Annotated in this window: 12 protein-coding genes; 6 read left to right on the top strand and 6 right to left on the bottom strand. The window is 62.9% G+C overall.

Annotated features, from left to right (window positions below; translation table 11 throughout):
* Nucleotides 1-27: 27 nt before the first annotated feature.
* From DQG19_RS14655 to DQG19_RS14640, 4 genes are read right to left on the bottom strand one after another with little or no spacing between them, the layout of a single operon-like run.
* Nucleotides 28-1,302: a glycoside hydrolase family 105 protein gene (locus tag DQG19_RS14655; RefSeq protein WP_116127025.1), complete on the bottom strand. Its 1,275-nt coding sequence runs from the start codon at nucleotides 1,300-1,302 to the stop codon at nucleotides 28-30.
* 27 nt (nucleotides 1,303-1,329) lie between these two features.
* Nucleotides 1,330-2,568 carry a DUF4861 domain-containing protein gene (locus tag DQG19_RS14650; protein WP_198661757.1) on the bottom strand — a complete coding sequence of 413 codons (1,239 nt, stop codon included), beginning with the start codon at nucleotides 2,566-2,568 and terminating at the stop codon, nucleotides 1,330-1,332.
* Between the two features lie 3 nt (nucleotides 2,569-2,571).
* Nucleotides 2,572-3,540, bottom strand: a complete 969-nt coding sequence (locus DQG19_RS14645) for a pectinesterase family protein (RefSeq protein ID WP_116127023.1) — start codon at nucleotides 3,538-3,540, stop codon at nucleotides 2,572-2,574.
* Nucleotides 3,537-5,141: a glycoside hydrolase 43 family protein gene (locus DQG19_RS14640; protein ID WP_116127022.1), complete on the bottom strand. Its 1,605-nt coding sequence runs from the start codon at nucleotides 5,139-5,141 to the stop codon at nucleotides 3,537-3,539. Before DQG19_RS14640 ends, DQG19_RS14645 begins: the two co-directional genes overlap by 4 nt.
* Nucleotides 5,142-5,463: 322 nt before the next feature.
* Here DQG19_RS14640 and DQG19_RS14635 point away from each other — a divergent pair, with 322 nt between their 5' ends.
* The 6 genes from DQG19_RS14635 (at nucleotide 5,464) to DQG19_RS14610 (ending at nucleotide 12,552) form a co-directional block, all read left to right on the top strand.
* On the top strand, nucleotides 5,464-7,407 hold the full coding sequence (locus DQG19_RS14635) for a ThuA domain-containing protein (protein WP_198661756.1): 1,944 nt from the start codon (nucleotides 5,464-5,466) through the stop codon (nucleotides 7,405-7,407).
* A 124-nt stretch (nucleotides 7,408-7,531) separates the two neighbouring features.
* A complete protein-coding gene (locus tag DQG19_RS14630) occupies nucleotides 7,532-8,917 on the top strand; it encodes a Gfo/Idh/MocA family protein (protein WP_116127020.1) in 1,386 nt (461 codons plus the stop codon).
* Between the two features lie 20 nt (nucleotides 8,918-8,937).
* Nucleotides 8,938-10,317: a putative oxidoreductase C-terminal domain-containing protein gene (locus DQG19_RS14625; RefSeq protein ID WP_116127019.1), complete on the top strand. Its 1,380-nt coding sequence runs from the start codon at nucleotides 8,938-8,940 to the stop codon at nucleotides 10,315-10,317.
* 91 nt (nucleotides 10,318-10,408) lie between these two features.
* Complete coding sequence (locus DQG19_RS14620) at nucleotides 10,409-11,443, top strand: MBL fold metallo-hydrolase (protein WP_116127018.1); 1,035 nt, start codon at nucleotides 10,409-10,411, stop codon at nucleotides 11,441-11,443.
* Between the two features lie 309 nt (nucleotides 11,444-11,752).
* Nucleotides 11,753-12,196: a hypothetical protein gene (locus DQG19_RS14615; RefSeq protein WP_116127017.1), complete on the top strand. Its 444-nt coding sequence runs from the start codon at nucleotides 11,753-11,755 to the stop codon at nucleotides 12,194-12,196.
* 68 nt (nucleotides 12,197-12,264) lie between these two features.
* Nucleotides 12,265-12,552 carry a hypothetical protein gene (locus DQG19_RS14610; protein WP_116127016.1) on the top strand — a complete coding sequence of 96 codons (288 nt, stop codon included), beginning with the start codon at nucleotides 12,265-12,267 and terminating at the stop codon, nucleotides 12,550-12,552.
* Between the two features lie 19 nt (nucleotides 12,553-12,571).
* Here DQG19_RS14610 and DQG19_RS14605 read toward each other — a convergent pair whose 3' ends face one another.
* Together DQG19_RS14605 and lepB are read right to left on the bottom strand one after the other, a co-directional pair.
* Nucleotides 12,572-13,198, bottom strand: a complete 627-nt coding sequence (locus tag DQG19_RS14605) for a L,D-transpeptidase (RefSeq protein WP_157974525.1) — start codon at nucleotides 13,196-13,198, stop codon at nucleotides 12,572-12,574.
* 225 nt (nucleotides 13,199-13,423) lie between these two features.
* On the bottom strand, nucleotides 13,424-14,329 hold the full coding sequence (gene lepB / locus DQG19_RS14600; RefSeq protein ID WP_116127014.1) for a signal peptidase I: 906 nt from the start codon (nucleotides 14,327-14,329) through the stop codon (nucleotides 13,424-13,426).
* Nucleotides 14,330-14,592 lie beyond the last annotated feature (263 nt).

The raw sequence follows: 14,592 nt of genomic DNA, 5'->3' as shown, positions 1-14,592 counted from the left end.
ACTATCGCCGCAAGCGCGCCGGAACCGTCACAGTTTCGAGGTGCTGGCCTGCTTTTCGAACTCCAGACTGGCCCGCATGAAGGGGCCTATGCCCTTGGCGTCGTTGTCGCGTACCGGCTCGTTGACGTAGTATTCAAAGGAGCCGTCGCGGTAGGGATCGCCACCCAGTCCCGCTACCGAACACCCGCTGGTGAGGTTCACCTCGCCGTCCTCATCCACGCGGATGAAGGTGTCCAGTATCCCGTCGTAGCTCTCGCGGGCCAGCTTGCGGTACTTCTCGTCGAGGTAACCGTCGTTGGCCCCCTTGATCATGGCGTAGACGAACATGCAGCTGGCGGTGGATTCCAGGTAGTTGCCCTCCCGGTCGGGGAGGTTGAGGATCTGCCACCATACCTTGGACTCGGGGTCGCGCACCGCCACAACGGCCTCTAGCGTGCGGTTTAGGATGGCCACCAGCTCGGCGCGGCGCGGGTGATCTTTCGGGAAGTAGTCGAGTACGTCCACCAGGCCCATGCAGTACCAACCGACGGCTCGGCCCCAGAAGTGGGGGGAAGTGCCGGTTTCCTCATTGGCCCAGCGCTGTACGCGGCTCTCGTCCCAGCCGTGGTAGAGCAGCCCCGTTTCGGGGTCCCGCATGTGCTGCTCGGCCAGTACGAACTGCTCGGCGACGTGGTCGAGGAGGGCGGGGCGGTCGAAGGTCGTGGCGTACTCCGCCTGGAAGGGTTCCCCCATGAAAAGGCCGTCCAGCCACATCTGCCAGGGGTAGCGGAGCTTGTGCCAGTAGCCGCCATCGGTGGTCTGGGGTTGCCACTTCAGCTGGCGGGCCAGGGTTTCGATGGCCAGGCGGTACTTCTCCTCACCGGTATGCTCGTAGAGGCTGAAGAGTAGTGGCCCGGGGGCAATCATATCGATATTGAACTTCTCGATCTCGTAGCCGTGGATTTCGCCTTGGGCATTGATCATCGTATCGCCGTACGCCTGCGCGTATTCGAGGTATTCCGGATTATCGTAGTATTCGCCTACCTCCACCATGGAGTTGAGGACCAGCCCGATGGTGTACGTCCACTTCAGGTCGTCCTGGAAATCGTTCATGTACGATTCCGGAGCGCGTTCCATGATACTGAGCGCCATACGTTCCGACCAGGGGCGGTCCGCTACCGCGACTACGGTGCGGGCGTTCGTCGGGTTGGCTTCGTCCGGGCCCGTTGTCGGGGTGGACGCGGGGTCGCAGCCGGTGAGTGCCAGCAGCAGCGACAAGACGGCGAGGCCCGCCAGGGCGGGGGGGTAGGGTGGGGTCTGCATGATGATCGGTTTAGACAGGTTCAAAGGTTAACGGCCGGCGTACGTCAGGTTGACAGGCTGGTTGAGGCGATCCAGCTGTTCGGAGAGGTAGTCCGAGAATGCCTCCTTGCTGAGGATCGGCTGGGTGTCCTGCTCCCAGGTTGCCAGGAAGTAGTAGGTCAGTTGGTTGTCGGTGGGGGAGAGCACCACCACGTGGCTGTGGTCGTCTTCCGTGACTTCCAGCTCGTCGGCGGTGCGGTAGATGACGGCCAGGCCGAGCAGGTCCTTCGCCAGGCTCTGCGGGCCATAGGTAGCCAGGTAGCTCCAGTCGCCGGACTGGCCGTGCAGCACTTCGCTGTCCTCCAGTTTTACCAGTCCGGTGGCGAGATTTTCCAGCGGCTCGCTCAGGCTGACGTCGTGACGGGTGAGGCGGCTGCCGGCCTGGATGGACAGTTCCGATACCACGTCGGTGGTCCGGTCACCGATCTTCCAGCCGTAGTAGCGGGTGCGGATGCGGCCCTCCACCGGTCCGTTTTCAGCGATGGTGGCCGCCACGGAATCCGTTTCCTCCACGCGCAGGGCGTGGCCGTCGTGCCAGGTGGCCAGGGTGCCGACGCCGAGCGCGGAGCCGACCTTCAGGACGTCCATGCCCCAATCGGCGGGCTCGTGGTAGGAGTCGAAGCCGTCCTGGCCTACGTCCTGCAGCACCATGTCCGGCGTCTTCTTGCCGAATACGTCCGTCGCGTTGCGCCAGTCAAGGTAGAAGCGGTACCCCACCAAGTCGGATTCCCAGCCGGGGCCTTCGTAGCGCAGGTACCAGGAGTGGTCGGTATGCTCGGGCGGTACGGACAGGGAATCCACGTTCACGAATCGGCCACCCATATATTCCCGGTCCTCCCAGTTGCCATCCACCTTGTGGGAAAGCTCGGCCTGGGCGCGCTGGGGGAAAGTGGGTGCGGTCTCGCCGGGCTTAAGCGCCCGCGGGGTGACCGTTGCGCTGCCGTTGCCGGCCACGTCCAGCAGCAGCAGGTAGGCCTCGGTGGTGCCGTCACGGTCGGCATCGATGGCCTGGTAGGGTATTTCCCGTCCCTTCGCGATAAAGTGCAGCGGTGTGCCGGACGTCAGCCCCAGGTGCTCTACCAGTTCAGCCGACGGCACACGAATCGCCGCGTCGGTACGCTGGGTAGCGGAAGGGTTGGTGATCGTGAACGTGACGTCCTGGGCGGTAAGGCCGGTCAGCGCCGGCAGCAGGAGAAGGGAAAACAGCGTGCTTTTCATAGTAGGCATCCGCTAGCGGGGATTTGGATCGCCGCCCATGGCGGGCAGCAGGAAGGGTTTGAGAATGGTTGTTTTGGTGTACCGGGCGGCGGCCCGCTTGCTGAGCTGGTGGCTCCAGGACGCCCGCGCGGCGGGGGCCGCGCCGGGACCGGTGCTCCGGTACTCGGCGTAAAAGGTCGTCTTTTCCCGCTCGGGACTGCTCCAGTTATCCCAGCCGACCGGCAGGATATGGTCGCCCAGCTCGCAGTTGATGAAGACGGTCCGTGCGTGGTCGCGCCAGGGGCGTCCGAGGTAAACCTGATCGACGCCGGGAGCGGCGGTCAGGCGGCAGTCCAGAAACACGAAGCCGTAGTCCCGCCCCGCGGGGGTGCTGGCCGCCGTGACGTAGGAATCGGACTTGCTGTGGATCGTGCAGTTTTCGAACAGGGCGGTCGCGGCCCCGAAGATGAAGTCTGTCGTGCCCTCGATGTAGCAATTTCGGTAGTACTGCCGGGCGTTGGCCCCGTCGGCGTAGAGCGTATCCTGGTTACCCAGGAAGCGGCAGTGGTGGAATTCGGCCCGGTCGGCCTCAACGGCAACGGCCACGGCCTGCCCCACGGGGCCGGTGGTATTCTCTACCGTCAGGTTCTCGGCGCGGAAGTTGTCGCCGCGTACCAGCAGCGTCGCGGTGTGAAAGGTGCTGTTGCGCCCCCGGGCGATGCCGTCGAAGTAGTCGCCGTAGCGCAGGATCGTGGAGTCGGCGCTCTCGCCCCGCAGCGTCACGTCGGGGTTCCAGGCGAAGATTTCCACCTTTTCCACGTAGACCCCGTTCTTCACGTGGATCGTGATGGGCCGGTCCGGAAAGGCCTTCGTGGCATCCACCGCGCCCTGGATCGTGGCGTACTCCGCGCTGCCGTCGGCGGCCACGTAAAGGTCCACGGCGTACTGCGCCGGCAGGGCCGCGGCGGATAGGACGAGCAGCAGGATGAGGAAGTGCTTCATTTCGTTACGGTAAACCAGTCGTAATCGGCGTAACCGCCGTCGTTTTCGTGGGTGGGCCGGATCCCGAAGAGCCCCATCTTGGCGCCGATCCACTTGCCCTCGCGGGCCTGGAAGGCGGGGCCGAGCTCCGTAAATGCCTGTCCGTCCGTACTGTAGGAGAAGTGGCACACGCCGCCGGGCTCAACGCGTACGCGCAGGTAGACGTCTCCGTCCGACGCGAGGGGAGCGGTAGCCATCACCCGCTCGGGGACGCCGTTTTCCGCGTCCGGGCAGTGTACCGCCTGCACCTGCGCCGCGTCGCCGTCCATGGCCAAGGCCAGGTAGGCGTAGTCGCGGCCCATCATGATGAGGCCGGTCTTTTCTCCGTCGAAGTGACCGGAAAAATTCACCTTGGTCGTCGCGGTGAAGGTTTCGGCGGGCAACTTGGACAGCAGCAGGTGGGGCGCGTCCCAGAGGTTGCGGTAGCCGGGGTCCACGACCAGGTTCATCCGTAGGAAGCCCATGGCGGTGGGGTAGGCCCATTCCGCGCGCGGGTTGGCCTGCCACTGCCACTGAAGGCCGATTTCCGGCGTGTTGAAGTCGTCACTGACAAGGGGCACCGTGGGGGCGACCTTCGCTCCCGTTCTGGGCATCTCATAGGTAGCCACCGGCTCACCAATGCCGTCGTTGTTCTGGTCCACGCCGATCAGCAGCCAGTCGTCTTCCCAGCGGGCGGGCTGCAGGTGGACGATGCGCCCGTATGGCTGCTTTTCCTGGAAGTGCACGAACCAGTCGTCGCCGTTCTCCAGTTTCACCCAGGCGCCCTGATGGGGCCCGTTGACGTCGGTGTTGCCCTGGTGCAGGACCACCCTGTCCTCGTAGGGTCCGTAGACGTTGCGGGAACGCAGGACCGTCTGCCAGCCCGTGGCCACGCCGCCGGCCGGGGCCAGGATGTAGTAGTAGCCGTTGTGCTTGTGCATCTTGGTGCCCTCCATGGTGCCGTGGTCGGCGTGGCCGTCGAAGACCAGTACGCCGTCGTCGAGGAGCTCGGTGCCGTCGGGTGACATCTCGTGCACCACCACCACGCTCTTGAAGCCGGCCCGGCTGCCCGCGAAGGCGTGGACGAGGTAGGCTTTGCCGTCGTCGTCCCAGAAGGGGCAGGGGTCGATCCAGCCCCGGGCCGCGCGCACGAGCACCGGATCCTCCCATTCGCCGGCGGGGTCCTGGGTGCGGACCATATAGATGCCGAAATCGGGGTCGCCCCAGTAGATGTAGTAATAGCCGTCGTGGTAGCGGATCGCGGGGGCCCAGACGCCGTTGCCGTGCTGGGGGCGGCTGAAGTTGTCCCGGGGCACCTGTACCGGCAGGGCGTGATTGATGAGCTCCCAGTTGACGAGGTCGCGGCTGTGCAGGATTGGCAGGCCGGGGGCCGCGTTGAAGCTGGAGGCCGTCAGGTAGAAGTCTTCGCCCACCCGCACCACGTCGGGGTCGGAATAGTCGGCGTGGATGATCGGGTTGGTGTAGGTTCCGTCGCCGTTGTCCGGTTGGGGCACCTGCGCGGCGAGGGGAGCGGCGAGAAGCACGGTGAGCAGCAGACAGGGGGGTACAGACGAAAACGTCACGGGAGAAAATTAGACGGGCCGGCGGCGCGCGGGTGCATTGATCGAGTGAACGGCCGGCTCCTCCGGTTGCGGAGGAAGGGCACATGGTTCGTCACCAAAGGTAAAAAAGGGGTGACCGGCGGGTCTAGCAGAAATTCACATGCATGCTGCGCTTTTTCACCTGTTTGCCCGCGGGTTACCGGCCCGGCGACATTCCGTTAGCCGGCCCGACTCCGCACCTGCGCGCCCGCCGCACGGTCAAAACGGCGGTACGGGAGATTGCGGCAGGACGCACCGGCTGATATTATTTGGGTATCTTAACTGGCCTATTAGTGTTTCGATCATGCCTAAATTTTCCACTGTGCTGCTTGCGCTGCTGCTAGCGGCCTGCTGCGCGACCGCGACCGCCCAGTCCGGTCCGGCCGCGACCTTCACGGTCTACGCCGACAGCCTGCACCGCCTTGATGCTCCCGTGACCGCACCGGCTCCCGGCACCGCCGCGGCCTACCGGCTTACGGAAACTACCGATGGCAGTGCCCGGCCCGTAGCCGTGCAGGTAGCCGACGGCCGGCTGACCTGGATACTCGACGGCGAAACTCCGCCCGGCACGGCACGCACCTACGAGCTGTACACCGACGGCAGTCCGTCCGCATCATCCGAACTGACGGTAGAGGACGCCGCCGGGGGCGTACACTTCCGGCTCGGAGACACCGACGTACTCACCTGGCAGTACGCCAGGGCAACGGTGCCCGAGGGCGTGGATTCGATCTACGCGCGGGGCGGGTACGTACACCCCCTGCGCTCGCCCCGCGGCGGCACGCTTACCCGCATTCAGCCGCCGGACCATTACCACCACTACGGGCTCTGGAACCCGTGGACGCATACCGAATTCCGGGGCCGCGAGATCGATTTCTGGAACCTCGTGCGGGGGCAGGGTACGGTGGACTCACGCGGCGTCCGTAACGTGGAGGGCGGAGCGGTCTTTGGCAGGGTAACGGCCGACCTTACCTACCTGGCCTTCCGCGACAGCGCGGTGACCGATGACCCCACGGAAGTACTCGACGAGACGGTGGACCTGCGGGTGTACCCCCCGGCTGCCGATGCGGCCGGCTATCTGGTGGACTTCAGCAACCGGCAGCGCAACGTGACCGAGGACTCCTTCGTCGTCAAGGCCTACCGCTACCAGGGCTTCGGACTGCGGGCAACCGGCGAGTGGGACGACGACAACGTCCACTTGCTTACCTCTGCGGGCTACGGCAAGGCGGACGGCAACGCCACCCGCGCCCGCTGGATGGACGTGCGCGGTCCCACCGAGGCCGGCGAGGCCGGGGTGCTGATGATGGCCCACCCCGATAATTATAATTCGCCCGAGCAGATACGCATCTGGCCCACGGGCTCGAACGGCGGGGTAGAGAGCGTCTTTCTCAACTTCAATCCGGCACAGGACCGCGACTACCGGATGCGGCCGGGCGGGACCTACGCCCTGAAGTATCGCCTGTACGTGTACGACGGGGCGCTCGATACTACGGCCGCCAACCGCTACTGGCAGGACTTTGCCTACCCACCCCGGGTGGTGCGGACCGACGTGGCCGATCCCCTGGCCGGCAAGCAGGTACTGGTCTATACCCGCAACGGGGAGGGTTACGTGCACGACAACATCCCGGCCAGCGTGGCGGCGATCGAGGAACTCGGGGCGCAGCACGGCTTCCGGGTGACCGCCTCGGACGATCCGGCCACCTTTACCGCGGGGGGACTGGAAGATTACGACGTCGTAGTCTTTTCTAACACCAATAACGACGTCTTCGACACGCCGGAGCAGCACGCGGCCTTTCGCGCCTACGTAGCGGGTGGCGGCGGCTTCGTGGGCATCCACTCCGCCTGCGGCAGCGAACGCGACTGGCCGTGGTTTGCCGAAACCCTCGGCGGCCGCTTCTTCCGGCATCCCGAGCGGCAGGACTTCGACGTGGTGGTGCTCGACGCCGACCATCCTTCTACCGACTTCCTGCCGGAAACCTGGCACATCGTAGCCGACGAGTGCTACTACATGAAGCAGTTGAACCCGGGAAACCACGTCCTCCTGGCCGCCGACCTCGGAACGGTCGCGGACCCCGAAGGGAAAGCTACCTACCCCGGCGACACCTTCGGCGGGCTGTTTCCCACGGCCTGGTACCGCACCGACTACGGTGGCCGGCAGTGGTACACCTCCCTCGGTCACCGCAGCGAACATTACTCTGATCCGCTCTTCCGCCGCCACCTCCTCGGAGGCATCGAATGGGCGGCCCACTAGTACAACGCTGCCTCCGGCAGCGCCAGTACAACGCTGCCTCCGGCAGCGAAAGCAGAATGCTGCCTCCGGCAGCGAAGCAGAAAGCTGCCTAAGACAGCGCCAAACACAAACAACCTCCAACACCATGAACCGCAGGTCCCTACTAAAATCCACCCTAGCCACCACGGCAGCCGTCTGCGTACCCACCATCGTTCCCGCCCACGTCCTGCGGGGACCCCTAGCCCCCAGCAACCGGCTCAACATCGGGCAGATCGGCTGCGGCCGCATCGCCCGCGGCCACGACCTGCCGGAGGTGATGAAGAACGACAGCGCCCGCGTGATGGCCGTCTGCGACGTGGACAGCAAACGGAAGGAAAAGGGAAAGTCCTTCATCGAGGGCTGGTACCGCGACAACCGGTCCGGCGATTCCGTGGAGGTCACGATGTACGACGATTACCGCGAACTGCTGGCCAACTCCGACATCGACGGCGTGGTGATCTCGACCCCCGACCACTGGCACGCGCAGCCGGCCATCGAGGCCGCCCTGGCCGGCAAGGACATCTACCTCCAGAAGCCCACTTCGCTGACGGTGGAGGAGGGGCGGATGATGAGCGACATCGTGCACCGCACGGGGGTCGTATTTCAGCTGGGGAGCCAGCAGCGGTCCATGGACCCCTGGCCGCAGTTCAAGCGGGCCTGCGAACTGGTCCGCAACGGCCGGATCGGCAAGCTTACCGCGGTGAAGGTCGGCCTGCCGAGCGACCCCGCCGGCGGCGACCCGACGCCGATGCCCGTGCCCGATAACCTCAACTACGAGATGTGGCTGGGCTCCACCCCCCACGTTCCCTATACCCTGGACCGGGTGCACCCCCAGGACGACTTCTCCCGTCCGGGGTGGCTGCGCTGTGAGCAGTTCGGGGCCGGCATGATCACCGGCTGGGGGGTGCACCACGTCGACATCGCCCACTGGGGCATGGGAACGGAGTTTACCGGGCCGATCGAGGTGGATGCCACGGCCAGTTTCCCGGTGGAGGGACTCTGGAACGTACACGGACCCTACCACGTGGAGGCCCGCTACGCCAATGGCGTGCTGATGACGATCGACGGCGAGCTGCCGAACGGCGTACGCTTCGAGGGGGAGAACGGCTACGTCTTCGTGTCCCGCGGCAGCGTGGCCGTGACGGCCAGCGACCCCAACTTCGGCAACAGCGAGGCCTTCGCCACCAACCTCAAGGGCAGTGACCTGGAGATCGGCGACGGCGATATCCAGCTGTATGCCAGTCCCGAGCAGCATACCAACTGGCTGGACTGCATGAAGTCGCGCGCGCTCACCATTTCGCCCGCCGAGGTAGCCCACCGCTCCTGCACCGCCTGCCTCATCAGCCACGTGGCGATGAAGGTGCCCCGCAAGCTGGAGTGGGACCCCGTCAACGAACGCTTCCGCAACGACGACGAGGCCAACCGGATGCTCTCCCGCTCCCAGCGGTGGCCCTACGGCTACGAGAACGTGCCGGCCCTGGTCCGCGGATAATTACTACCAAACCTGCTACTGTGCGCTTACTCGTTTCCCTGTATTTCCTGACCGCGCTGGCCTGCGGCCGTACCGGCGCCGATACCCCCACTACGCCCATGGACGTACCCTCCACCTTCACCGGCGCGCCGGGCGAGGTACACCTCATCACCCTCGACCCCGGCCACTTTCACGCCGCCCTGGTACAGAAGTCGATGTACGCCGCGGTAGACTCCACGGTGCACGTCTTCGCTCCGGAAGGGGACGACCTGCGGCAGCACCTTGGCCGCATCGAGCGGTACAACAGCGGTGCCGAACCGACCGGGTGGACGGAAGAGGTCTACACCGGACCCGACTTCCTGGAGCGCATGCTGGCCAATCCGCCCGGCAACGTGGTGGTGTTGTCCGGCAACAACGCCCGCAAGACGGAGTACATCCGCGCGGCCATCGACCACGGGCTCAACGTGCTGGCCGATAAGCCCATGGTCATCGATCCGGCCGAGTACGCCACCCTGGAGTCGGCACTACGCACGGCCGACGAGCAGGGGCTGCTGCTCTACGACATTATGACGGAGCGCTTCGAAATCACTACGCGACTGCAGCGGGCGCTGTCGCAGCGCCCGGAAGTCTTCGGCGAGTTATTGGCCGGAACCGAAGCCGAGCCGGCGATCTCCAAGGAGAGCGTCCACCACTTCAGCAAAGAGGTGAGCGGGGCACCGCTGATCCGGCCGGCCTGGTTCTTCGACGTGCGGCAGCAGGGGGAGGGGATGGTCGACGTGGCCACCCACCTGGTCGACCTGATCCTCTGGGAGACCTTCCCGGATCAAGCCATCGATACCACGGACGTAGAGTTGGTGAGCGCCCGCCGCTGGGCCACGACGCTGACGGCCGCTGAATTCGCAAAAGTGACCGGCGAGGAAGAGTTCCCGGACGCCCTGAGTACCGACGTGCGCAACGGCAAGCTGGAGGTGTACGCGAACGGGGAGATCAACTTCACGGTGCGGGGCGTCCACGGTAAGGCAGCCGTGCTGTGGAACTTCGAAGCCCCACCCGGGGCGGCCGATACCCACTACTCCATCATGCGGGGCAGCCGGGCCAACCTGGTGATCCGGCAGGACGCGCCGCAGGGTTACGTGGCTACGCTGTACGTGGAGCCGGCGGACGGCTTCGACCCGGCGGCCCTGACCACCGCGGTGGCGGAGCTGCAGGAAGAATTTCCCGATATCGGGTGGCGGGAAGCGGACGGGGGGTATCAGATCACCGTACCCGCCGAACTGCGGAAGGGCCACGAAGCCCACTTTGCCCAGGTGACGGAGCAATTTCTGCGGTACCTAACCGAAGGGGGGCTTCCGGAGTGGGAGCGCACGAATATGCTAACCAAGTACTACGTCACCATGGCCGGCTACCGCATGAGCCGGTAGTTTCCATTGCACCCGCGTCCGCGCCAAACCATTTACCGGGGCTACGCCTTATCGGGAAGCGAGCGTCGTGCTTGCGCCCAACGAACTGCCCATGGAATACCTGCTGAACCCCGACCTGCCCGTACATCCCGCCCTGGCGGACACCTGGCGCGGCAATCCGATCCGGGACGGGCAGTTTCAGTACCTGCGCGATCCCTTTCAGATCAGCTACGGGCCCATCCTGCGTATGCTGCTGACCCCCAATCCGCAGCGCGCCGCCAAGCGGGCCGACCCCTGGGTGCCGCCCGTAGACCGGGACCTGAGCTACCTCGACGACCGCACCGACAACTGGATCGTGTGGCTGGGCCACGCCAGCTACCTGATGCAGCTGAACGGACTGCGCTTCCTGACCGATCCCCAGCTGCGCGATATGCCGCTGATCCCGCGGCGGGTGTCTCCGCCCTTCGGCTACGATGAGCTGCGCGGGGTGGACTACCTGCTGCTGAGCCACGACCACCGCGACCACGTCGACGAGAAGTGCCTGCGCACCATCTGCGCCAACAACGACATCAAAAAGATCCTGGCCCCGCTGCGGCTGTCGGAACTCATCGGCGACTGGGTCGGTAGCACACCCATCGAGGAGGCCGCCTGGTACCAGCGGTACGACCTGGCGGGCACGGGGGTGACGGTGCACTTCCTGCCCGCGCGCCACTGGTGCCGGCGGGGGCTGACCGACTTCAACCGCCACCTCTGGGGCAGCTTCCTGCTGGAGGTGGACGCGGACGCAGGTGCGGCGGACGCCGGCCCGACCACCATCTACTTCGGCGGCGACAGCGCGCAAACGCCGTACTGGCGGGAGATCGGCGAGTTGTTCCCAAACATCGACGTAGCCATGCTGGGCATCGGCGCCTACCTGCCGGAATTCATGATGCGCGAGAACCACGCCAATCCGGCCGAAGCCTTCCAGGGCTACCGCGACCTCGGGGCCCGCTACTGGTGGCCGATGCACCACGGCACCTACGACCTGAGCAACGAGCCGCCCTCGGAGCCCATCCTGTGGGCCACCCGCCTGATGGACGAAGCCGGCCTGAGCGAGCGGATGGTGCCCGCGGTGGTGAACCGGCCCTGGTGGCCGCCGGTGGGGTAGCGGCCGGTCGGCTAGTGGCCGGTCGACTAGTCGACCGGCCACTCCGCGTACGGACCACTAGTACAAAGGCTCAGTCTACGGAGGGTGGACTGACGTTAAGTCTGTCGAGGTGCCGTCCGCGCGACACCGCAACCCTGTACCGGGCCGCTTGGGGCATGGGTAAAACCAATCCTCGGTCACCGAAATTCACCAGTTCTCGTGACGGGACCGTGCCTGGTCAGGGTATAATTTCAGGTGGTACGGACAGGTTAGCTACCTCCGCTTCCCTGCTGAATTCGACCAGTCGCTCACATCCCATCGCATACGATCATGGCCAACAAGCCCCTGAACGAAGATTTTACGCCGCCGACCAGCGCAGTCAGCACCTTTCGGGGTAACCCCCGGCGGCAGTTATACCCTGCCCATACCACGCTCTACCGCTTCGTCACGCCGGGGCAGAATGAGATACTGGGTCAATATTGGATGTCAAGAGATCTCTACAAGTCCATCTGTGGATTTGCGAAGGGAAAGCTCTCGAAGGGCGAAGTGGCCCGGGCGTGGGGTGCCGTCAACGAGAACTGGAACGAGAAGATGAGCTGCGTAGTCAAAGTACGTCTGAACCGCGATGCCTACGGATGGACGGGCCCGGCCCGGCACCAGCTGAGCCGCCAGGGGGCAAACGTGCTCTTCATGGGCAACGGGGAACAGATCTACCTGCCCAACCTGAAGGGGGCGGACGTTACCCACGAGCACTTTGAGTACGCCGGCTCATAGCGATCCACAGTGCCGTACCAACCAACTTGCAGAACGGTACTATGAACCTTTAATTCACGTTATCCGCAATGAGCAACTTCAACGACTTTACCCGAAGCATATCTAACCGCGGGAGTTACTCCTACCGCGAGTACGAGAAATTATACGATAAAGCCACCGAGTCGGAACTCTGCAATCGGCTGGGATACGCGGCCGGCGCAGGACTCGGCGTATTCGGAGCCTCGGCCGGGTTTGCGGGTATAGCGGCCGGAGCGCTGGTGGGCTTCAAGCTCGGAAAGACGGTATGCCAGGCGCACGAATACCGGATCCGGGAGTTCCTGCAAAAGATCGCGCGGGAGGCGGAGAGCGACTTTTAGGGCAGCTGTGCGCTTGCGGTCACCGGCGCAGCACCAGCACGATAGTCCTGAGCGGGGCCCAGGCGAACAGTTCCCTGGCGTTGTCCTCGGCCAGCCGGATGCAACCGTGCGAACCGAGGGCATCCACTCCACTGGATTTCAGAAAGCTGGTCACCGTCACGAAGTGGGACATATGAATGGCGTACCCCCGGTGGAAGAACATGGCATAATCCATCTGGGCATCGTAGGTCCTGCTGCGGTACTTGGGGTACTTGCGCTCGATGCGGTAGTAGCCCGGCGGCGAGGGGTCCTCATCCGTCCCGGAGGCGCAGTGAAATTTGTGGATTCGCTGCAGGGCATCCGTAGCGTGGAGGGTCTGGGAGCGGAGATCAACTACAATGACCTTATTATCGGCGATATCCCGCAGCCGATTCACGCTGTCCCCCTTCGGGTCGACCCGGCCGTCGGGATTGTCCATGAACAACCCCTGAAAGGTCTTGATCCCCGCGACCAGTTCGCTATCAAAGGTGGACGCGACGGGGAGATCGGGTACGATGCAGGAACGCTTCAGGATTTTGCGAACCGCCATCACTTCCGTGGGGAGGTTGGCGACCTTGGTTCCCGGCGGTACCTGGCCTACGGGGGCACGGAGTTCTAGCAGTTTCATAGTAAGTACTTGGCGATCCTGTCCCATTTATACCATTCTCGGGGAATCAGTTACCAATCGTGAGTGATCGGACCCGCATTGTCGTTTACTTTAATTTTTCCCGGTCACTTGTTACGCCTTGGTATTTGCGTGCGGGCCTGAACTTAACCCGGTGGTGCCAACCTATCTTCTATGGGAATCGACTACAAGATGCCGTGACGGGCTCTGTGTAAACCTCCACCTAATTTAGTTATCCACCACGGTGCCAATTCTTCGGAGATCCTTACTCCACCAAATATAACGCACCAGTTTATCGATGTTTTCGAAGGGTACGGTTCCGTACATTCTACTGTCCATGGAGTTATTCCTGTTGTCGCCCAGTACAAAGATTTGCTTTTCGGGCACAATCAGTAATTCAGTGTTTGAAGTTTCCACGGGTGGCATTTCTTTTCCAAGAACCTGAATCGTTGTTTGTATTGCAATTTCTTTGCCGTTGGGTAATTTGGACTCGTAGTTTTGATAGGTAATTCCATCGTATGTACTTACTTGCCCAGCTACCCATTCCTCCATGTGTCCGTTGATTGAAGCTTTGTCATCAACGATTTTAATGGTATCTCCCGGCAGCCCTACAGCTCTGCTGATATAGAGCTGCCCGTCATTCCTGGTGAAGGAGATTATATCACCTGATTCAATCGCTTCAGGGTCTATTGCTGTTGCCATTATTTTGTCTCCGACGAGGACCGATGGTTCCATGGAAGCGGTGGGGATGACATACGACCCAAATCCCGTCACGTTTCTGATCATTGGCCGGGCCGCAACAGTTATCGTACTATAAATTATGATAAATGCGATATAGTACTCAACTGAATTTATCGGCTTGATGCGGTAGTTCTTTTGTTTGGTAGCCCATGCCACCGCGTCATAGCACACGAAGGCCATATAGCCTACAAACATGACCACGGAGATAACAAATCCACTAAACGTATTCAATAGGCCACTTGCCCCGATAAAGAAGTAAATCAGGATGGGCGACAACGCGAAAAAGAGTGACTTTTTGGGTTGGCCATTATAGAGTTGCCCTAAACCCGGAAATAGGATGGACAGTATTCCTGCTAGTACCGGCTTTCTTTGCCTCGATTCTTGGTCGATCATGCGACATATTTTTACATCATCTCTGGCGAAATATGAAGATATCGATACATCAAATAATTTATCGGAATCTTGCCAGTTTTGTAAATCACTCGGAAGTAAAGGTTGAACCGATTGCGTCTACCTATGAGCGCGGCCGTCAGCGTACTTTTGCTTCCCCCCCCAATGTTCTACGGGAGCTTAACCAAAAACTACTTCCGCTAGAAAATGCCGTGACACACTTTATGCAATACTTCCTAGCTTTTGAGTCGTGCTCTCATTCCTGC

Source organism: Lewinella sp. IMCC34183, from assembly GCF_003390915.1.
In the GTDB taxonomy this organism is placed as follows: Bacteria; Bacteroidota; Bacteroidia; order Chitinophagales; family Saprospiraceae; genus Neolewinella.
This window is presented reverse-complemented; position numbering and strand designations above follow the sequence as displayed.

What these genes read in the sequence shown, in the direction of transcription:
- DQG19_RS14655 (WP_116127025.1), bottom strand. Translation starts at nt 1,302, where the DNA reads ATGCAGACCCCACCCTACCCCCCCGCCCTGGCGGGCCTCGCCGTCTTG.
- DQG19_RS14615 (WP_116127017.1), top strand. Translation starts at nt 11,753, where the DNA reads ATGGCCAACAAGCCCCTGAACGAAGATTTTACGCCGCCGACCAGCGCA.
- DQG19_RS14630 (WP_116127020.1), top strand. Translation starts at nt 7,532, where the DNA reads ATGAACCGCAGGTCCCTACTAAAATCCACCCTAGCCACCACGGCAGCC.
- DQG19_RS14650 (WP_198661757.1), bottom strand. Translation starts at nt 2,568, where the DNA reads ATGCCTACTATGAAAAGCACGCTGTTTTCCCTTCTCCTGCTGCCGGCG.
- DQG19_RS14620 (WP_116127018.1), top strand. Translation starts at nt 10,409, where the DNA reads ATGGAATACCTGCTGAACCCCGACCTGCCCGTACATCCCGCCCTGGCG.
- DQG19_RS14645 (WP_116127023.1), bottom strand. Translation starts at nt 3,540, where the DNA reads ATGAAGCACTTCCTCATCCTGCTGCTCGTCCTATCCGCCGCGGCCCTG.
- DQG19_RS14610 (WP_116127016.1), top strand. Translation starts at nt 12,265, where the DNA reads ATGAGCAACTTCAACGACTTTACCCGAAGCATATCTAACCGCGGGAGT.
- DQG19_RS14605 (WP_157974525.1), bottom strand. Translation starts at nt 13,198, where the DNA reads ATGAAACTGCTAGAACTCCGTGCCCCCGTAGGCCAGGTACCGCCGGGA.
- DQG19_RS14635 (WP_198661756.1), top strand. Translation starts at nt 5,464, where the DNA reads ATGCCTAAATTTTCCACTGTGCTGCTTGCGCTGCTGCTAGCGGCCTGC.
- lepB (WP_116127014.1), bottom strand. Translation starts at nt 14,329, where the DNA reads ATGATCGACCAAGAATCGAGGCAAAGAAAGCCGGTACTAGCAGGAATA.